The organism is Marinobacter azerbaijanicus, from assembly GCF_030250645.1.
Lineage (GTDB): Bacteria > Pseudomonadota > Gammaproteobacteria > Pseudomonadales > Oleiphilaceae > Marinobacter > Marinobacter azerbaijanicus.
Map to the genome: position 1 here is coordinate 15,688 of NZ_JASSVS010000016.1, position 19,657 is coordinate 35,344.

Sequence of the window (19,657 nt, forward strand, 5' to 3'; positions counted from 1 at the left end):
CTACATGGAAATCAAACAGCTATTCGACCCCAGCCGCGATATCTACCGCAGCATCGAGAAGGTGATCGCCTATGGCGTCTCCCAGGAGGAGCGCCTGCGCAAGGAAATCTCGGAGTATGTGGTCACCGATGCCATCGACGAGCAGTTCAACCAGCTGCTGACCAAGATGCAGGTGGCCATGGAGGCTGGCGGCGAGAACGAGGTCGGCGTCTGGGTCTCGGGCTTCTATGGCTCGGGCAAGAGTTCCTTCACCAAGTACCTCGGCCTGGCCTTCGACGACAGCGTCACCATCGATGGGGTGCCCTTCCGTCAGCACCTCCAGGATCGCCTCAAGAACACCACCACCCGGCAGCTGTTGAGCACTGTCGCCAAGCGCTTCCCTGCTGCCGTTCTGATGCTGGACCTGGCCACCGAGCAGGTCAGCGGCGCCACCATGGAGGAGGTCTCCAGCGTCCTCTACTACAAGGTGCTGCAGTGGGCCGGCTATTCACGCAACCTCAAGGTGGCGGCCCTGGAGCGTCGTCTGAAGCAGGAGGGGCGCTTTGATGAGTTCCACAAGCTGTTCGAGGAGAAGACCGGCGGCGAGCCCTGGCGTGACTATCGCAACGACGAGCTGGTGGTCGACAGCCTGATACCGGTGATCGCTCACGAGCTCTACCCCTCACTCTTTACCACCCCCAGCTCCTTCAACACCGCCACCAGCGAGGTGATCCGCTTCGAGAACGATCGCGTCGAGGAGATGCTCGATATCGTTCGAGAGCACTCCGGCAAGGAGCACGTGATCTTCATCGTGGACGAGGTGGGGCAGTACGTGGGTGCGCGCCAGCCTCTGATCCTCAACCTTGATGGCCTGGCCAAGAACATCAAGGCACAGGGCAACGGCAAGGTGTGGTTGATCGGCACCGGCCAGCAGACCCTGACCGAGGATGACCCGCGGGCGTCGCTCAACTCACCGGAGCTTTTCAAGCTCAAGGACCGTTTCCCTATCTCCATCGACCTTGAGGCCGATGACATCAAGGAGATCTGCTACACCCGCCTGCTCGGCAAGTCGCCGGAAGGGGCCAAGCAGCTCGGCCAGCTGTTCGACCAGCACGGTCAGGCCTTGCGCCATAACACCAAGCTGGAAGACGCCCGCGTCTACGGGGCTGACTTTGATCGCCAGACCTTCATCGACCTCTACCCCTTCCTGCCGGCGCATTTCGACATCCTGCTTCACCTGCTGGGCGCGCTGGCGCGCTCCACCGGTGGTATCGGCCTGCGCTCGGCCATCAAGGTGATCCAGGACATCCTGATCGAGGGCGATGGCAAGCGTATACCGGTGGCCGACCAGCCGGTGGGCTGGCTGGCCACCACCGTGACCCTCTATGACGCCCTAGAGAAGGATATCGAACGCGCCTTCCCCAACTGGCACAAGGCCGTGAATACGGTCACCAAGATTCGCTATCGTGACGCCGAGCTTCCCCAGCGCATCGCCAAGACGGTGGCCGTGCTGCAGATCCTGGGCAACCTGCCGATTACCCGGCGCAATGTCGCAAGCCTCATCCATTCCGAGGTGGCAAGCGGCAACCAGGCCGACGAGATCAATGCCGCCATCGAAGAGCTGATCGGCGATCCCATCGTGCCCTTCGGCGAGCAGGACGGCTTCCTCTGCTTCTTCAGCGAAAAGCTTAACGATATCGAGCAGGAACGCACCCAGATCCCGCTTCGCGGTGTGGAGATGAAGCGCATCCTCAACCGGGCGCTTGAGGAGGTGTTCTCGCCGCTGCCCAGCACCCAGCTGCATGGCTCGCTCTCGGTGCAGACGGGTCTCAAGACCCAGGGCCATGAGGGGCTGCCGACCTCCCTGGCCGGGGACCGTCACCCCATCCAGACGGTGGTCGAACTGGTTGAGCCTACCGATTACGATGCCGCTCGTTCGCGCCTCCAGGACGACTCCCGGGTAAAAGCCAGCGAGAACCTGATCTACCTGGTGGGGCGCAAGTCACCGGAGCTCGACGACCTCACCGCGGACATCTATCGCTGCCAGGAGATCAATGACAAGTTCCGCCACGATCCCGACCAGGAGGTCCGTGACTATTGCCGTTCTCAGCTGGATCGCGCGAGCCGCCTGGCGGCCGACCTGCAACGGCTGATCAAGCGCAGCCTGCTGCAAGGCTCCTTCATCTTCCGCGGGCAGACCACGGCCGTGGAGAGCCTGGCGGGCGATCTGTCCGAGGCGGCGCGCAAGCAGCTGGCTGGCGTGGCGGGGCAGGTATTCAGCCGCTACGGCGAGGCTCCGGAGCGGGTACAGAGCGACCTGGCCGAGCGCTTCCTGCGCGTCGGCAACCTCAGCGGTATCACCACCAAGCTTGATCCGCTGGGCCTGGTGACCCAGCAGGGTGGGCAGCCTGGCATCAACGTCGATCACCGTGCCCTGGTCAGCATTCGCGATCATATCGACCGGGTCGGCATGGTGGAGGGCAAGAGCCTTGCCAGCCGCTTCAGCGACGCCCCCTATGGCTGGTCCCAGGACACCCTGCGCTACCTGGTGGCGGCCATGCTGGTGGGCGGGGTGATCAAGCTGAAGGTCTCGGGGCGGGAGGTCACCGTCAACGGCCAGCAGGCCATCGAGGCACTGAAGACCAACAACGCCTTCAAGAACGTGGGGATCTCGCTGCGCGAGGACCGACCCTCCATGGAAATGCTGGCACTGGCCGCTACCCGGCTCACCGAGTTGAGCGGCGACATGGTGGTGCCGCTGGAGGACGACATCAGCAAGGCGGCGGCCAAGCTCTTCCCGCAATTGCAGCAGCGCTACGCCTCGCTCTCCGGTCGGCTCCAGGCGCTTGGGCTGCCCGGCGATGATCGGCTGGAAACCATGGGCCGCGACATGACCGATATCCTGCTCACCGATGGCTCTGACGCTCCCCAGCGGCTGGGGCGGCAGGAGTCCAGCCTCTACGACAACCTGACCTGGGCGGCAGAGCTCAAGAAGGCGCTGGAGCAGGGGCTGGAAGGCACCCTTAAGGAGTTGCGCACCCTGGCCCAGGCTATCGAGGGGCTACCCGGCAGCGGAATTCCCGGCGAGCTGAAGAGCGAATTGGCCGAACCGCTGCAGGAGATTGCGGCCCGGTTGGCCAGTGAGGACGCCTACCGCAGCGCTTCCGACTTCAATACCCGTCTGACCGAGCTGCGTAGCCAGGTGCGTCAGGCCGCGGAGCGCATGCAGGCCCAGCAGCAGCAGCGTCAGCGCCAGGCCGAGCAGGAGCTCGCCCGCGTGCCGGAGTGGCCGGAGCTGACCAACCAGGAGCAGCAGGAGCTTCTCGCTCGTCTCGATGCCCTGACGCTGGACACCGAAGCCGATATCGATGGTCTGAGGCGCCTGGTCAATCGTGATTACGAGCTGCAAGCCGAGCTGGCCGCCCTCAAGGCGCATATCGAACGGGTTGGCCGTGAGCGCCAGCAGGAGCGCATTCGCGAGGAGCAGAAGGAGCTTGAGGAGCAGCTGGAGGGGTGTCAGGAGCCCAGAAAAGTGCTCAGTCGCCGCTTCAAGGCGCGCTCTCGCATCACCTCACTGGATACCCTCGATGCCATGATCCGTGAGCTGCAGAAGCTGCGCGGTGAGCTGGAGTATGCCCACGCCTTCGAGCTGGATGTTGCCCTCGACGAGGCACCCGAGCAGAGCGACAAGGAGTAAGTCATGGCCTTCGATCAAGACACCCGGGGACGCCTAAGAGATCTTGTTAGCGGTTGCCGCACGACGCTGACCGAGGAGTTTAAACTACAGCTCCAGCAGGATTATGGCCTGGACCCTAAGACCGGCGAGGTGACTGAGCTTTCACGGCTGACCCATCTAAGCGATCGCGAGCGCCACACCGCTGCGTTGCTGCGTGAAACACTGGCGCACTACCTGGCCGGGGAGGGAGAGAGCAAGGCTCAGCGCCAGGTCGCCATCGACCGCATCATCCGCGAGCAGGCCTTCACCGTGCTCAACCGCCTGGCGGCGCTGCTGATGATGGAGGCCCGCGGCCTGCTGCGGGAATCGGTCAGCAAGGGCGCTCAGTCTCAGGCCTTTGAGCTCTATCGCCACCTGGCAGGTACCGCCCTGGGCGAGACCGGTGAGGCCTATCAGACCTTTCTGTTCAGCCTCTTCGACGAATTTGCCATCGACCTGCCGGCGCTGTTCGACCGCTTCGCCCCCCAAGGGCGGCTCTTCCCCCGGGAAACGGCCTTGAACGCCCTGCTCGAGCTACTCAACGATTACGAGATCGAGCCGTTGTGGGCCCTGGACGAGACCATCGGCTGGATCTACCAGTATTTCAACAGCCAGGAAGAGCGTAAGGCGATGCGCAAGGCCAGCCAGGCCCCGCGCAACAGCCGCGAGCTGGCGGTGCGCAACCAGTTTTTCACTCCCCGCTATGTGGTGGAGTTCCTGGTCGACAACACCCTGGGCCGGCAGTGGTACAACGCCACCGGTGGCACCACGTCGCTACGCGACAGCTGCCAGTACCTGCTGGTGAAGCCTGACGAGCAGCCAGAGGCCGGCATCAAGCTGCGTGACCCGCGCACCCTCAAGCTGCTGGACCCGGCCTGTGGGTCCATGCACTTCGGCCTTTACGCCTTCGACCTCTTCCTGCAGATCTACCGCGATGCCTGGCAGTGGGAGCAGCAGCACGGCCCTGGCTCGCTGGACGTTTCCACCCAACCAGAGGCCGGGTTCGAGCCGCTCTGCCACACCTATGCCGAGGAAGAGGCCCTGCTGCGCGACGTGCCGCGGCTGATCGTCGAGCACAACATCTACGGGGTAGACATCGACCCCCGCGCCGCCCAGATCGCCTCGCTGGCGCTCTGGCTACGCGCCCAGCGCGCCTGGCACGAGGCCGGTGTGCCGGCAATGCAGCGCCCGGACGTGGGGCAGGGCAACGTCATTGCCGCGGTGGCCCCGCCGGCCGAGAAGGAGCTTCGCGAGGCCTTCGCGGCCCGACTGGACCGCCAGGATGCCGAGCTCTTCGCGAAGACCCTGCAGATGCTCAAGGGGCTGCCCGAGCTGGGTGTGCTGCTGCGCGCCGAGAAGGAGCTTCCCGCGCTGATCCGCCAGGTTTATGTGGGCAAGGGCAGCGACCTTTTCGCCGAGCAGGAGCAAGAGACCTGGCAGAAGGCCGAGGAGCGTCTGCGCAGGGCTCTGGTCGACTTCTCCGAAGAAGCCGGCGCTACCTACCAGAGCCGCCTTTTTGCCCAGGATGCCCTGCAGGGCCTTCGGATGATTGATCTTTGTCGAGACGTTTTCGACGTTGTGGTAATGAATCCACCTTTTGGTCAGGCTACTAAAGGGCTATCTGACTTTTATAAGGATAACTATCCTGATTCAACTTCAGAAGAGTTGGCTGCCACCTTCTTCACGCGGGCGACTGAACTGTTAAGGATAGGTGGGTTGATAGGTGAAATAAGTTCTAGAACTATATTCTACCTTTACAGCTTGAAAGAGTGGAGGTGCCGCTCGATATTTAATCAAGCTCCGTTAAATGTTTTTGTTGATCTTGGTGGTGGTGAACTTGATGATGCTGTTAATGAAACAGCGGCATATATTGCAAAGAAGGGAGGGTGTGTAGAAGAAATATGTGGATTTGGGATGTTTCATCGTTCCAAAGATAAGCCACGATCTGTCAAATCAATGGTTGATGGTAATGCTGGTGACGAAGTCTTTTTTCGGCCGATGAAAGATTTCCAAATTTTGCATGATGTGCCTCTGTGCTATTGGGTTAGTAATTCATTTTTAGAGCGCCTTTCTGGTCTTAGTATGTTTGGGGGTGATATCGCCGATGTCCAAATGGGGCTTGCTCCAAGAGATGAGTTCAGGTATTCAAGGCTTTGGTGGGAGGTTTGTCCAGAAAAGGTGGGGCGTCACAAGAAGTGGACTAGTTACGCAAAGGGTGGCGAGCTTTCCCCTTATTTTTGTGATGTTGATCTTCTTTTAAATGCTGAACATGACCTGCGAGAAATAAAAGCAGACCTGAACAGAAAGTACCCATATCTTAAGGGGAATCTCGATTGGGTGCTTCATCCTGAAAATGACTATTATCGGCCTGGTTTGACGTTTGGGCAAAGAACTACTTTTCTACGGGTTTCTGCCCTCCCCGAAGGTGGTTTTTTTAGCGTGGCGGGAAAGGCAATTTTTGGGCTGTCTCAAAGCAACGAGTCTCTGCTTCAATCTATTAATACGCCCTCTGCCCAGTATTTAACATATTTGCGTAGAGAAAGGTTGGAGATGGATCCCCAGTTTCAAGAAGGGGGGGTGGCAAGGATGCCATGGCCTGATATTAGCGATGAACATCAGTTGCGCCTTGCCAGACTGGCTATGCAGAATGCAGCTTTGGTTGAAAAAGTGACTTCCTTTGACGAAACCACCCACTATTTTAGGGGTGTTGTCAACAAGGCTCTTTATGATGATGCTGCTGCCGAGGCTGGGCAGGAAATAATTAATAATGAGTATGTTGCTGACCGGTTGATGGCTGATTATTTGTCTTTAACTGAGCAAGATAAGAAGTTCATTGATGACGAGATCCTTTCAAGATGGCCCTCCAGAAGCACGGCCAATTGGTATCTTTATGGCGAATTTAAGGATGAGATATCTTACGCAGTAGGGTGCGCTTTCAATAGGTGGAAAGTGAAGCCAGCAAGTGAATCTGAGCTGGAAGGAGTTGGAGAGCACGATCCTTTCTTAGCCCTGCCTGTTAAGTCGCCGGCAATGTTGGCTGCTGCACCAGTCTATGGTTATTACGAGTCGCCATTGGGAGTGTTAGACCATTCGTACGGTGGCAGTGGATCATTAAGCACACTTGTTGAAAAGTTTTTGAAGATTATTGCCAACGATGGTTTTGATGATTTCGAAAGCAAGGCTTGCAATGCGCTCAAGGTGAAATCCTTACACGAGTATTTTTCTAAGCCAAGTAAATTCTTTTCGGACCATTACGGTAAATACAGTAAAAGTGGGAGAAGAGCGCCCATTTACTGGCCGCTCGCAACCGCATCTGGCAGCTACACGCTCTGGCTTTACTATCCGGTTCTGACTGACCAGACCCTCTTTACCGCAGTCAATGACTTTTTGGATGGCCCAAAGGGCAAGCTGACACAAGTTGAAGCTGAGTTGGGCAATCTGCGCCTGGCTGGCGCCAGCCGCAGCCGCGTCGACGAGAAGCGCCTGGAGGAGCTGAGCGACTTCCGCGATGAGCTCGCCGACCTGCGCGACACTCTGCTCAGGATCGCTCCCGACTACAAGCCCAACCACGACGACGGCGTGCAGATCACTGCCGCGCCGCTCTGGCCGCTGTTCCGCCATCGCCCCTGGCAGAACGTACTGCGCGATACCTGGGAAAGGCTGGAGCAGGGCGACTACGACTGGGCCCACCTGGCCATGGCCTACTGGCCGGAGCGCGTGCGTGAGAAGTGCGTCACAGACAAGTCGCTGGCCATCGCCCACGACCTGGAGCACCTCTACGCCGAGCCGGAGCCTGCGCCCAAGAAAACGCGCGGCCGGAAGAAGGCATCAGAAGGATGACGGGAAAGCGACGTCGAGATGTGTTTTGTGGCTCACCAACGCGCCTTTCGTGGGCCATGATGCAAACTGTGGGCATCGGCGAGCCACAAGCCTTCTATCCGGCGAGAACCGAAGTGCCTACTGTTTTCATGCTGCAGGAAGCTTAACGAATGAAGAATCAGAATGAGACAATTCGCAGGCTGGTGTCTTATCTCAATCCTGAATCCGTGAGACCGGCCCCCGGAAGCACTTCTAACCCACTGACCTGCATGGCAATATAGCCATTATCGCCATTCACCCAGACAGTGCCATGCCCAACATAAAGTTCCGCGCCAGTTGCCGCACCCTCACCAGCCACGCCGGGCTGTCCATCATCGGGCAATGCTTCGAGATCGCTGGCGTCGACAGCATCGACAGCCGCTTCCCCACCACGCTGGGCATGCGCACCAGTGACGTGATCAAGAGCTACCTGGGCCTGCTGTGTCTGGGCATGAGCGACTATGACGCTGTCGAGAACTTCCGCCGCGACAAGCCCTTCCAACAACTGCTGACCCTGCAGAAGGTGCCGAGCGCGGCGACGCTGCGACAGCGGCTGGAGAAACTTGCCGCCAACGACCTGCAGGCGCGCACCGCCACCTGGTCCACGACCCTGCTGTCACTGATCGAAGCACCGATCACCGCCGAGACGACGCACGTCTGCCTGGACATCGACACCTTCGTCATGGACAACAGCAACTCGAAGAAGGAAGGCGTCTCGCGGACCTACCAGAAGGTCGATGGCTACACCCCGATCGCCGCCTATCTGGGCAACGAAGGGTGGTGCCTGGGTCTGGAACTGCGGCCTGGCAAGCAGCACACCATGAAGGAGAGCAACGCCTTCCTGGAGCGGGTACTGCCTCGCGCCCAATGCTTGACCAAGCAACCGATCCTGTTACGCGAGGACAGCGGCTTCGACAGCCAGGCGCACCTGGCGCTTCTCGAACAGCAACGCCAGGTCTTTGCCGACGAGGGGCGCCGGCTCGACTATGTCGTCAAATGGAACCCGCGTGGCTCGGCCACGGCTGATCGAGATACCTGGCTGGCGGTGGCGGCGGACTACTGGGAAGAGCTGCGTCCTGGCAAGCGCCAGGCGCTGTGGACGCAGACCGTCTCGATCCACGACGACAACAAGACCGAATACGTCGTCCAACGCGTGATGCGCCTGGTAGAGCGCACCGCCGATGGCGATGGCCAGTTGCTGCTCGAACCGGACTATGAGTTGGAAGGCTGGTGGACCAGCCTGGACGAGGCGCCGGAGGCGGTGATCAAACGCTACCAGGCGCATGCCACCCATGAGCAGTTTCACAGCGAGATCAAGACCGATCTCGACCTGGAGCGCTTGCCGTCCGGCAAGTTCGCCACCAACGATCTGATCCTGCATCTCGCCCAGTTGGCCTACAACATCCTGCGCCTGATGGGACAGCTGGGCATGACCGGCGAGCTGAGCCCGGTTCGCCACCCGGCCAAGCGGAGCATGACCGATCACGACAAGGTCGAGATCGTCAGCATGGAAAATTCCGCTTTGGCTCGTATTGATTATTGTAGGATTCAGCGGTCTAATTGACAGTGTGCTTCTCTAAGCGGGGCAAGAGTGGGAGAAGCGACTGACCACGCCTAGTAAGCCTAAAGGCCTAACCTTTACGAGACGGGAACCATTTCGCCATGAGCGGTGACAACTCAAGCCTGGCTTCTGCATTGCGTGTTCTGCCTGACCGTTTGCCAGCTGGGCGTCCGACGCTGAATGATATCCTGAGCGCTCTGGGGGATCGTGGACTTGGGCTCGTTTTATTAATTTTTTCGATCCCAGCCATTATTCCGACACCAGGCATTCCAGCTGGCATGATATTCGGCTCGGCGCTTGCGCTGCTCGGTGGGCAAATGGTGGTCGGTGCAAAGCGTGTCCGCTTGCCGTCTTTCATCGCTCAGCGGCGTATTGGGCAAGAAGTGCTGCGCCAAGTCTTCCAGCGCGCTACGCCACTTATAGATAAGCTAGAACGCCGCCTGAGCATCCGTCTGGCCGGGCTGATGTCCCCTTTGGCCATGCGAGTTATCGGAGGGGTTATTGTTGTTATGGCGTTACTGATTGCATTGCCCATCCCATTTGGAAATACCTTGCCTGGCTTGGCGATTCTGGCTCTATCGCTAGGCCTCGCGAGGCAAGATGGGATTGCAGTATTGGTTGGTATGAGCCTTGCGGTATTGGCTAGTGGTGTCTCTGTAGCACTGTTACACGGCAGCCTGAGGTTGTTCGATATGATTCACTGATGCGTGCGTAATATTCAATACCACCAAGCACAAGCAGAAGGCGCCGCAGACCAAGGTGTCCCCCGTTCCTAGGCAAGGCCACCATGACCTACAACAGGGGTTTCCCCGAGTCGAGAAGAACTGCGGCGTCGATCTATCAACCTTCTAGGGAGATTAAGTCTTTGGTGGATCAGAATGGATCGTCAACCATTTAATCAGGATACCCAGTTTAAATTCTTTAACGATTTTCACCTACGGCTCGCTTCCTTCCATCAGAGCCATCCTTTACGTTTAAAGTACCAATACGGTGCGATGCCTGACATAACCATCAGCCCCAGTGCCCAGGGATAGCCGAGCAACCACTTCAATTCCGGCATGTAGTCAAAATTCATTCCATAGATGCTGGCAACGAGAGTAGGCGGCAGGAACACTACGGCAGCAATCGAGAAAGTCTTGATGATTTGGTTTTGTTCGATATTAATAAAGCCCTGAGTCGACTCCATCAGAAAGTTGATTTTATCGAACAGAAAAGTGGTATGGGACATGAGAGTCTCGATATCGCGCATAATCTCACGTAGGCTTTCCGACTGCTCCGGTTGGGTTTTTAGATGACGCAGCAAAAACGAAATATCCCGTTGGGTGTCCATGAGGCAAAGGCGGATTTTTCCGTTGCTGTCCTCCAGGCGGGCCAGTTTGCCGATGGCGTCTTCCAACTCCGACTCCTCGTCCTCTAGAACCATATAACTGATCTTTTCCAGTTGGCGATGCAGATCTTCCAGAGCATCGGCATGGTTCTCCACTTTCTGCTCCAACAGCGTGACCAACAGGTCTTGTGGGGATTGCACTTCCACCTGTCCCTTGTGCGCTCTCATACGTAGCAGGCGGAAATCGGCCAAATCTCCTTCACGAATGGTGATCAAGCAATTTTTTTGAAGGATACAGGCAACGGATACGGTTGTGTGGCGACCCTCGCTTTGGGCGAGAAACAGTGAGTGGACGTGGATACCGGCCTGGTCCACGAAGCAGCGGGCCGAGGTTTCAATCTCTTCCACTTCATCCGGTTCGGGCAACTCGGTGCACAGCATGTGTTGCAAGAGAGCACGTTCGTCTTCATCCGGCTCGTGGGCATCAATCCAGTCGGCTTGGATCAGATGGCTACCCAACTCCTCGAGGGGACGTTTTCTGTCTTGACGATGGGGTCCACTTTAAGGTGCTATCTTGGGCCTCGATCTACTATCGCAAGGAGCCCTCATGAGCCAGCCCACCCCTCCCGAACCTCGACCCGATACAGCGGTGCCTTCCACCAGCGGCAAGCGCTATGAACGCATCTTCGAGCGCTTCCTGTGGAACAGCCGGCTGCTGGTGATGCTGGCGGTGGTGCCGAGCCTGCTGGGGGCACTGGTGCTGTTCATCATCGGTACTCTGGATATTCTCAAGCTTACCGTGACCGCCGCGACCTACTACCTGGTCGGCGGGCAGCCCGATATTCACGAGACGGTGGTGCCGAGCGTGGTGATGGCGGTGGACATCTACCTGGTGGCGATCGTGCTGCTGATCTTCGGCCTGGGGGTGTATCGGCTGTTCGTGTCGCCGATCGAACCGGCCGAGTCGCACCCGGCCTCGAACCCCTTCAATGTCTCGTCCTTCGATGAGCTCAAGGACAAGATCGCCCGGGTGGTGATCCTGGCGGTGATCATCGAGTTCTTTCGCGCGGTGGTGGATATCACCTTCGAGACACCGCTGGATGCCATCTACCTGGCGCTCTCGGTGCTGGCCCTGGCCGGGGCCCTCTACCTGATGAGCCGCGCTCACAAGCATCATCGGGAGTAGGCTCGCCGACGCTATGGCACAATACTCCTTTTGTTGTTCGACAAGGATCGCCAATGGCGTATGTGCTGGTGATGGGCGGTCTCGCCCTCTCGGTAAGCTTTACCTTGGGCTGGGCGCTATGGCGTCTGGGCCGTGCTGCCTTGGGCTGGTTGGGCGGTGGCCCCGCGGCGGGCAAATCGAAGGTCAAGCCGCGAGCCCGCAAGCCTGCGGCGAGGAAGCCGGCCGCCAGCAAGGCGGCGACCCCGCGTAAGACGAGCACCCGGCAGTCGGCCAAGACGCCCAGCGAGCCCTGGGCACTCACCCGCTGGCTGGCGGCGCGTCACTCCCTGTTACCCCTGGCCAGCCTGGCACTGATGCTCTATGCCCTGGGGCGTGTCGTGGTGTTCGGCCTTCAGCACCGTCCGGTGGAAGCGCCGGCATCATTCCCCCAGGTTGTCGACGTGGTGGGCTGGACGGCGGCGGCGCTGCTGGGCCTGGCGCTGCTCTCCCTGCTGGCACGCTGGCGCTGCCGCGATTAACCCCGCCCCCTTGGGGTCAGACCCCTCAATCTACTTAGGGGTCTGACCTCGACGGGCTGGCGAACCCGAGAGCGGCTGGCAGGTCCCAGCCTTAGCAAAGAGAAAGGAGACACCCGTGTTAGCCAATATCCAGCGATTCTTTCAGGAGATGCTCGCCGAGGGGGAGGGTGGTGCCGGTCTCGAGGCGCCGAGCCTCGAGCTTGCCGCGGCGGCTCTGCTCTGCGAGGTGATGCGTGCCGACTACGAGGTGACGCCGGAGGAGCTCGACACCCTGCGCGCTCAGCTGCGCGACCACCGGGCAGAGGCCTCTTGACGCCAATACGCCAGGAAGAACTGTCCGGCTTATGCCCCCGGGTTTGCAGCTCTCCGCCAATCTCCACGAGATAGTTCTGTATCCCAGCAGCTTCCACTACGGTGGCAACCCGACCAACGCTGTAGCCTTGAGCAATGGAGGAAATATCCACATGAATCTGCGGGTCGGTTTTGCGCAGTTGGGTGGGTGTCGGGGTTTCTAGTTTGCTAAAACCGACGTGTTGTAGCTGCTGCATCAGGGTAGCCGGATCCGGTGGTGCCAGCGTTTGGCCCGAGAATCCCCAAAGATCAAACAATGGTTTGATGGTCAGGTCATAGCACCCCTGGCTGGCTTGACTGACCTGCTTTGCGGCTTCTACCAGTTCGACGATCTCGGAGCCGTCATCAATCGGAGCGGTAGTCTCCGTGGCGTTAAAACGTTCAATATCTGAATCCGGTTTGTAGTTCGACAACGAGCGATCCAGGCGATTGAATTCAGCATCGATCCGTTGCTGGAGCGCGTTAACGTCCACGCCTTCAGATTGCCAGACGCTGACATGCCAAGTAGTGCCCTGAGCGGCACCACTCAGCTTATGCACCTGATTGTCGAATGAATCACATCCTGATAGCACCGAAGCGATGGCAAACACTACAGGCCATTTAAGCCTCATGCTGACCAATCTGGAGGCTTTCCCAGCTATTGTGCCAAGCCCCTGAATAGCCACTGAAACAATTACCATCGTACTCCTTATCTCATCAGAACCCAGTAAATCAGGGCAGCCAGCCCCAGGCGATAGACCACATAGGGCCACATCCCAAAGCGGTTGAGCCATTTCAGAAAAAAGTGGATGGCTGTTAGCGCCATAGCGAAGGAGGTCAGTCCGCCCACTAGGAACGCGATCCAATCCACTGCAATATCACCAGTGGCCACCTCCAGCAATTTGGCGGAAGCGGCCAGCGCGGTAATGGGAATGGCCAGAAGGAAGGAAAAGCGAGCTGCTGCCTCTCGACTGAGGCCTAACATCAACCCAGCAGTGATGGTCACACCCGAACGGGAGGTGCCGGGAACGAGTGACAGTGCTTGGGCTGCACCGACTAACAGCACATCTCTCCAGGTCAATGTGGTGATCTTCCGGCTCTGTTTGGGACACCAATCCGCCCAGCCCAGCAACAAGCCAAAAATTAACGTGGTGAAAAAGATGATCGCGACAGAACGCAGTTGGGTGTCAATCAGATCCAGCAAGAGCAAACCGGCCAGTGCAGCTGGAACGGTGCCGATAACCAGGTAGCCTGCCATCAGGCCTTGTCCGATAAAGCGTCGCTGAATCAGCGAAGTAACGCTGTCCTTGGTCAAATCTCCAACATCGCGACGAAAATACAACATCACGGCGAGTAAAGTGCCCACATGTACCGCTAAGTCAAAAGCGACACCTTGGTCAGCCCAGCCAACCAACACCGGAGCCAGAATCAGATGCGCGGAGCTGGAAATCGGCAAAAATTCAGTGATGCCCTGAATGATGCCCAACCAGAAGGCCTGAACTACTTCCATCAAACCTCCCACGCCAATGTTTCGTCATGGCAAGCGGGAATGTGGGGCCAAAGTTTTCTTTGTCTCATAGGGATTGCGTTTCCTTTTTGTTGATGAAATAAGTGCCTTTGGGCAGCACGTGTTTGTAAGGCAATAATGAGTTGTGTGCCAGTGTGTCGTCGTCCACCGTTTCGCCTTGGTTTTTCAGTTCGTCCACGATGTTGCTGTTGCTGGAGATTTTCCAGTACTGGATGCACCCTAAACTTAATCCTGAATCCGTGAGACCGGCCCCCGGAAGCACTTCTAACCTGGATATTGCATAAGACATGAAAAAGGCGGCTGAAAATCGGTTATAATTCAAGCTCCTACACAAGAACCAACCGCCTCAGCCGCCATGACAAAATGTACCACGCCGTCCGCTTCCTTTCCACGCTGCAAAGGCCGTCAGGTCATCGCCCGTTTCGATGGCGGTGATCTCACTTCCGACGGCGGTATCCTGCTGCTGCGGCAGCTCGATCGCGAGATGGGCCTGACCCGCGCCGTCGCTCGCCGGCTCAGCGACGAGCGCGACGCTCAGCGCTGCCTGCATCGCACCGAAACCCTGGTCCGGCAGCGCGTGTTCGGCCTGGCGCTGGGCTATGAGGATCTCAATGACCACCAGGCCCTGCGTCACGATATCGCCCTGCAGACCGCCGTCGATACCGATGGCGTGCTGGCCAGTCAGTCCACCTTGTGCCGCTTCGAGCAGCAAGCCGACCGGGACTGGGCGATCACCATCCACGAAGAGATGATCGAGCAGTTCATCCGCTCGTTCCGGCGGCCACCCAAGAAACCGCTCTACCTCGACTTCGATGCCACCGACGATCGGGTGCATGGCCAGCAGCTCGGGCGGCACTTCAACGGCTACTACAACCACTACATCTTCCTGCCGCTGTTCGTATTCTGTGGCGACCAGCTGCTGGTCAGCTATCTGCGTCCGGCCTCGCTGGATGCCGCTCACCACGCCGGTGCCATCCTCGCCCTGTTGGTCCGGCGGCTGCGCCAGGCGTGGCCTGAGGTGAAGATCGTCTTCCGAGGCGACAGCGGCTTCTGCCGTCCACTGATCCTCAACTGGTGTGACCGCCACGGCGTCGATTACATCATCGGCCTCGCCGGCAACAAGCGCTTGGCCAAGCTGGCTCTGAACATCGACTACGAGTCGGCCATCCGCTTCGAGAAGACCTGGGAGAAGGAGCGTGTCTTCGGCTTCATCGAGTACGCTGCCAAGAGCTGGAAGGAGCGTCGACGAAAGGTCATCGTCAAGTCCGAGACCAGCCGGCGTGGCTTCAACACCCGCTATGTGGTCACCAGCCTGCGCGGCTGCAGCGCCGAGTGGCTCTATGACCACCGCTACTGTGCTCGGGGCGAGATGGAGAACCGTATCAAGGAGCAGCAGTTCCTGTTCTCCGACCGCACCAGCTGCCACGAATGGTGGCCCAACCAGTACCGACTGCTGCTGTCGGGGTTGGCCTACCTGCTGCTGGAGCGGCTGCGCCGGGTCTACCTCAAGCGCACCGCCTTCGCCCAGGCCCAGGTCAACACCCTCCGCCTGAAGCTGCTGAAGATCGGCGCTGTCTTCACCCGCAACACGCGCACGATTCGGCTGATGTTGAGCAGCCAGTACCCGGAGCAGGACCTCTTCCTGAAGCTGGCCAGCAAGCTGGTGCCGGGATAGCGCCGCGGCGTGCTGTCCCCGGCACAGAAAACACATGGGGGTAGGGGGAAATGCGCCTTGAGCTCAGGAAATTGATCAATATATAGCCAACTTCCAGCTCTGGGCGGCATCATCGCCACCAAACCTGGCATTTGGGTGCTGCTGACCAACCCGATGCAACATCCGGGCTAACCCACTGACCTGCATGGCAATATAGCCATTATCGCCATTCACCCAGACAGTGCCATGCCCAACATAAAGTTCCGCGCCAGTCGCCGCACCCTCACCAGCCACGCCGGGCTGTCCATCATCGGGCAATGCTTCGAGATCGCTGGCGTCGACAGCATCGACAGCCGCTTCCCCACCACGCTGGGCATGCGCACCAGTGACGTGATCAAGAGCTACCTGGGCCTGCTGTGTCTGGGCATGAGCGACTATGACGCTGTCGAGAACTTCCGCCGCGACAAGCCCTTCCAACAACTGCTGACCCTGCAGAAGGTGCCGAGCGCGGCGACGCTGCGACAGCGGCTGGAGAAACTTGCCGCCAACGACCTGCAGGCGCGCACCGCCACCTGGTCCACGACCCTGCTGTCACTGATCGAAGCACCGATCACCGCCGAGACGACGCACGTCTGCCTGGACATCGACACCTTCGTCATGGACAACAGCAACTCGAAGAAGGAAGGCGTCTCGCGGACCTACCAGAAGGTCGATGGCTACACCCCGATCGCCGCCTATCTGGGCAACGAAGGGTGGTGCCTGGGTCTGGAACTGCGGCCTGGCAAGCAGCACACCATGAAGGAGAGCAACGCCTTCCTGGAGCGGGTACTGCCTCGCGCCCAATGCTTGACCAAGCAACCGATCCTGTTACGCGAGGACAGCGGCTTCGACAGCCAGGCGCACCTGGCGCTTCTCGAACAGCAACGCCAGGTCTTTGCCGACGAGGGGCGCCGGCTCGACTATGTCGTCAAATGGAACCCGCGTGGCTCGGCCACGGCTGATCGAGATACCTGGCTGGCGGTGGCGGCGGACTACTGGGAAGAGCTGCGTCCTGGCAAGCGCCAGGCGCTGTGGACGCAGACCGTCTCGATCCACGACGACAACAAGACCGAATACGTCGTCCAACGCGTGATGCGCCTGGTAGAGCGCACCGCCGATGGCGATGGCCAGTTGCTGCTCGAACCGGACTATGAGTTGGAAGGCTGGTGGACCAGCCTGGACGAGGCGCCGGAGGCGGTGATCAAACGCTACCAGGCGCATGCCACCCATGAGCAGTTTCACAGCGAGATCAAGACCGATCTCGACCTGGAGCGCTTGCCGTCCGGCAAGTTCGCCACCAACGATCTGATCCTGCATCTCGCCCAGTTGGCCTACAACATCCTGCGCCTGATGGGACAGCTGGGCATGACCGGCGAGCTGAGCCCGGTTCGCCACCCGGCCAAGCGGCGCCGGCTGCGCACCGTGCTACAAGAGCTGGTGCACCGTGCGGCTCTCGTGATTCACAAGGCACGGCAGATCATCCTCGACTTCGGGCAGGATATCGGGCGCATGACGGTGCTCAAGACGCTGCGGAGCCGACTGCGTTATCCACGAGGAACGCCATGCTGACCGTCAATCGGCGACACTCTATCCACAAGCAGTTCCAAGCGACACGCGATCGCCAGATATGTCGTGCCTGGCGGGTGGAAAGGCATGACAAAACGGGCCGTCAGCACCGATCAGCACGGTGGGTTTTGGCAATAACGGGCTTGCGAAAGCCAACTTGCACGGGGCGAATGATCAAAAAGTGCTCGCTGGCGGTGATAGGGAAAGTGTCGGCGCCGGCTTCACGGATTCAGGTCAATAACCCGGAACACCAAGGTGGGTTCTGGCTGCCCAACATCCAGCGGCCTTTCGTATGGCATGATGAGCAGATCGAAAGGCTATTTGACTCTCTGATGCGGGACTACCCCATCAGCACCATGTTGGTTTGGCGGACCGAATCCTCGATCAGGTGTCGGCGCTTTATCGACCACTTCCAGCCGGGTATCCCCCTTAGCCAGTACCAGGTGCCAGAGAACGATAAGCCAAAGATGCTGGCTTTGGATGGCCAGCAACGTCTGCAGAGCCTTTTCATTGGTCTGCGGGGGAGCTACGACGGCAAGCAGCTATTTTTCAATATCACTAGCGGAGACCTTGACTCCTCTTCGCCTGATGAAATTCGCTTTAAGTTTCGGTTTCTCAAGCCGGCCAAGGCCATATACCCATGGATCCTGTTTAGCGACATTGTGAACTTTAAAGGATTGCCTAATGACCTCGGTGAGGAGCTGGCTGATCGCTCACCAACGGCACTCGATAAAGAAACAATTGATCGTATCATCCGCAATGTTTGGCAAGTTCAGCAGGTCTTCTGCAATCAGGAGCGTATTTCCTATCAGCTGCTTGATAGCGTGGATAACCCCAAGGCTTATACAGAGAATGAGATCGTTGAGATATTCATTCGGGCGAACTCAGGTGGCACACAGCTAAGTAAGTCTGACCTGCTTTTCTCGCTTCTTAACAGCGCTTGGGAAGAGGCTGATGTGCAGATGGAGAGCCTCTTGGAAGAGCTCAACGCGGGTGGCTACAAGTTTGACCGCGACTTGGTGCTCAAGACTTGCCTCGTGCTGCTTGGCAAGGGGGCAAACTACGATGTCGGCAAGTTTCGCGATGAGACAACTCGTGCTCGTATTGTTGAGAATTGGGGGCGCATCTCGGCGGCCATCGGTGATGTGCGCGACTTCCTGAGAAATCATACCTATGTTCGCAGTCACCATGCGCTGACCTCGTACAACGGCTTGCTGCCACTTATCTATTTCCGCTATCACTACCCGGATAAGTGGTCCGGTACTCAAGGCCTGGCGACTTTTGTGCTGCGGGTAATGGTGACTCAGGCCTTCAGCGGTCGACCCGACAACCTTATCAATAAGTTGACCAGGCAGATTGATGTCGATAAGGATTTTAAGGTGCCGCGGTTGTTCGAGGTGATCCGGCAGGATGGGCGCAGCCTGGAGCTGACCGATGAGACTCTACTCGCGATCGGGTATGGCTCTCGTCAGATCCACCTTCTCTTCAACCTGTGGTATCGGCAATTCGACTATCAGCCGGCTTTCGCTGGCAACGCGCCGCAGGTTGACCACATCTTTCCTCAGAGCGCTTTAAAACGTGTCAAGGAGTACAACCCCGAGACCGGCCGCAACTCCCTGATGCGCTACCCGGCGCCAGCGCGTGACCAACTTGCCAACTGCATGCTGTTGACCGCTGCCGAGAACGGCCCCGGAGGAAAGGGGGGTCGGCTCCCCTCCGAGTGGTTCGCGGAAAAGGGGCGGGCCTATCTGGACATGCACCTGATCCCAAACGACCCCAAGCTGTGGAATGTTGATCACTATGATGACTTCATCAAGGCACGTCAGGGACTGCTGCTGGAGAGGCTCATGCCGATTATTCATGAGCTTCCCGATTGGGAAGAGGCGCCTGACTCGCCGACTCCTACCGATATAGCGTCAGATGCAAAGCCAAATTCAGCGCTGGAGTTGGAACCGGACCAAGAGTCAGATCCACGGCCGAAAGCCAGTGGTGAGGTTTGCCAGGTAACGACGCCGGGGGAGTGTTCGTCCATGGCGAAAAACTCATCGGTCCAGCTCGAGACCCTCAGTGCTGAGGGAGTTCTGGCCGATTTCCTGGAGCGTATCGCTCAGCCCACCAAGTATATCGCCGGGTTTAGAACGCCTGAAGGGCGTGAGCTGGCGCTAGAGCGAGAAGCCTCAACGATTACACTGTGGAGTGAGGTGGTCCCCGGCGCCGAGGAGAGTGGCTTCATGCTCCGTCGTCGTTATGACGCCACGAAGTCGCGTAACTCCAACCTCAAATCGAAGAACTTTCCACGCTTGAAAATGGGCAATCCGGTGTTGATGTGGAAATTGGCTGATACGGATGAACTGCTGGACTTCATCAACTGGTACCAGCAGGCTTGAGATTTCAGC

At 58.6% G+C, this 19,657-nt stretch carries 13 protein-coding genes and 1 pseudogene; 10 read left to right on the forward strand and 4 right to left on the reverse strand.

The genetic code is table 11. The annotated features are described in order from the left end of the window. Positions 1 to 4 precede the first annotated feature (4 nt). From brxC to QPM17_RS21340, 4 genes are all read left to right on the forward strand, one after another. Complete coding sequence (gene brxC / locus QPM17_RS21325; protein ID WP_285393701.1) at positions 5 to 3,676, forward strand: BREX system P-loop protein BrxC; 3,672 nt, start codon at positions 5 to 7, stop codon at positions 3,674 to 3,676. Between the two features lie 3 nt (positions 3,677 to 3,679). Then, positions 3,680 to 7,534, forward strand: a complete 3,855-nt coding sequence (gene pglX, locus QPM17_RS21330) for a BREX-1 system adenine-specific DNA-methyltransferase PglX (protein ID WP_285393702.1) — start codon at positions 3,680 to 3,682, stop codon at positions 7,532 to 7,534. Positions 7,535 to 7,823: 289 nt separating this feature from the next. Next, complete coding sequence (locus QPM17_RS21335; RefSeq protein ID WP_285393704.1) at positions 7,824 to 9,116, forward strand: IS1380 family transposase; 1,293 nt, start codon at positions 7,824 to 7,826, stop codon at positions 9,114 to 9,116. A gap of 98 nt (positions 9,117 to 9,214) precedes the next feature. After that, entirely contained in the window at positions 9,215 to 9,817 is a 603-nt protein-coding gene (locus QPM17_RS21340) for an exopolysaccharide biosynthesis protein (RefSeq protein ID WP_081712043.1), read from the forward strand. 251 nt (positions 9,818 to 10,068) lie between these two features. Here QPM17_RS21340 and corA read toward each other — a convergent pair whose 3' ends face one another. Then, positions 10,069 to 10,959, reverse strand: coding sequence for a magnesium/cobalt transporter CorA (gene corA, locus QPM17_RS21345; RefSeq protein ID WP_285393708.1), 891 nt, complete (start codon positions 10,957 to 10,959; stop codon positions 10,069 to 10,071). Between the two features lie 88 nt (positions 10,960 to 11,047). Here corA and QPM17_RS21350 point away from each other — a divergent pair, with 88 nt between their 5' ends. The 3 genes from QPM17_RS21350 (at position 11,048) to QPM17_RS21360 (ending at position 12,457) form a co-directional block, all read left to right on the forward strand. Beyond that, a complete protein-coding gene (locus QPM17_RS21350; protein ID WP_023006438.1) occupies positions 11,048 to 11,626 on the forward strand; it encodes a YqhA family protein in 579 nt (192 codons plus the stop codon). A 53-nt stretch (positions 11,627 to 11,679) separates the two neighbouring features. Continuing rightward, the gene (locus tag QPM17_RS21355; protein WP_023006437.1) at positions 11,680 to 12,144 is read left to right on the forward strand and encodes a hypothetical protein; all 465 of its coding nucleotides are present in this window, start codon (positions 11,680 to 11,682) and stop codon (positions 12,142 to 12,144) included. Between the two features lie 115 nt (positions 12,145 to 12,259). Then, positions 12,260 to 12,457 (forward strand): TerB family tellurite resistance protein, encoded by a 198-nt coding sequence (locus tag QPM17_RS21360; RefSeq protein ID WP_023006436.1) that lies wholly within the window; start codon positions 12,260 to 12,262, stop codon positions 12,455 to 12,457. Positions 12,458 to 12,503: 46 nt separating this feature from the next. On the opposite strand, the pseudogene QPM17_RS23860 reads toward QPM17_RS21360, so the two are convergent. From QPM17_RS23860 to QPM17_RS21370, 3 genes and pseudogenes are all read right to left on the reverse strand, one after another. Continuing rightward, positions 12,504 to 13,268, reverse strand: a pseudogene (locus QPM17_RS23860) (FAD:protein FMN transferase); the annotation flags it as partial. After that, positions 13,184 to 13,984, reverse strand: a complete 801-nt coding sequence (locus QPM17_RS21365; RefSeq protein WP_023006435.1) for an undecaprenyl-diphosphate phosphatase — start codon at positions 13,982 to 13,984, stop codon at positions 13,184 to 13,186. The gene QPM17_RS21365 and the pseudogene QPM17_RS23860, both read right to left, overlap by 85 nt. Positions 13,985 to 14,048: 64 nt before the next feature. After that, positions 14,049 to 14,324 (reverse strand): hypothetical protein, encoded by a 276-nt coding sequence (locus QPM17_RS21370; protein WP_146132026.1) that lies wholly within the window; start codon positions 14,322 to 14,324, stop codon positions 14,049 to 14,051. A gap of 33 nt (positions 14,325 to 14,357) precedes the next feature. Between QPM17_RS21370 and QPM17_RS21375 the strand changes: the two genes are divergently transcribed. From QPM17_RS21375 to QPM17_RS21385, 3 genes are all read left to right on the forward strand, one after another. Continuing rightward, positions 14,358 to 15,677 (forward strand): IS1380 family transposase, encoded by a 1,320-nt coding sequence (locus tag QPM17_RS21375; RefSeq protein WP_285393716.1) that lies wholly within the window; start codon positions 14,358 to 14,360, stop codon positions 15,675 to 15,677. A 225-nt stretch (positions 15,678 to 15,902) separates the two neighbouring features. Beyond that, complete coding sequence (locus tag QPM17_RS21380; RefSeq protein WP_172416000.1) at positions 15,903 to 17,264, forward strand: IS1380 family transposase; 1,362 nt, start codon at positions 15,903 to 15,905, stop codon at positions 17,262 to 17,264. A gap of 167 nt (positions 17,265 to 17,431) precedes the next feature. After that, positions 17,432 to 19,648: a GmrSD restriction endonuclease domain-containing protein gene (locus QPM17_RS21385; RefSeq protein WP_285393719.1), complete on the forward strand. Its 2,217-nt coding sequence runs from the start codon at positions 17,432 to 17,434 to the stop codon at positions 19,646 to 19,648. The last annotated feature ends 9 nt before the right edge of the window (positions 19,649 to 19,657 follow it).

Excerpts from the sequence above, each read along its gene's own strand:
- QPM17_RS21385 (WP_285393719.1), top strand. The coding sequence starts at position 17,432 with ATGATCAAAAAGTGCTCGCTGGCGGTGATAGGGAAAGTGTCGGCGCCG.
- brxC (WP_285393701.1), top strand. The coding sequence starts at position 5 with ATGGAAATCAAACAGCTATTCGACCCCAGCCGCGATATCTACCGCAGC.
- QPM17_RS21380 (WP_172416000.1), top strand. The coding sequence starts at position 15,903 with ATGCCCAACATAAAGTTCCGCGCCAGTCGCCGCACCCTCACCAGCCAC.
- QPM17_RS21340 (WP_081712043.1), top strand. The coding sequence starts at position 9,215 with ATGAGCGGTGACAACTCAAGCCTGGCTTCTGCATTGCGTGTTCTGCCT.
- QPM17_RS21350 (WP_023006438.1), top strand. The coding sequence starts at position 11,048 with ATGAGCCAGCCCACCCCTCCCGAACCTCGACCCGATACAGCGGTGCCT.
- QPM17_RS21375 (WP_285393716.1), top strand. The coding sequence starts at position 14,358 with ATGACAAAATGTACCACGCCGTCCGCTTCCTTTCCACGCTGCAAAGGC.
- QPM17_RS21335 (WP_285393704.1), top strand. The coding sequence starts at position 7,824 with ATGCCCAACATAAAGTTCCGCGCCAGTTGCCGCACCCTCACCAGCCAC.
- QPM17_RS21355 (WP_023006437.1), top strand. The coding sequence starts at position 11,680 with ATGGCGTATGTGCTGGTGATGGGCGGTCTCGCCCTCTCGGTAAGCTTT.
- QPM17_RS21365 (WP_023006435.1), bottom strand. The coding sequence starts at position 13,984 with ATGGAAGTAGTTCAGGCCTTCTGGTTGGGCATCATTCAGGGCATCACT.
- pglX (WP_285393702.1), top strand. The coding sequence starts at position 3,680 with ATGGCCTTCGATCAAGACACCCGGGGACGCCTAAGAGATCTTGTTAGC.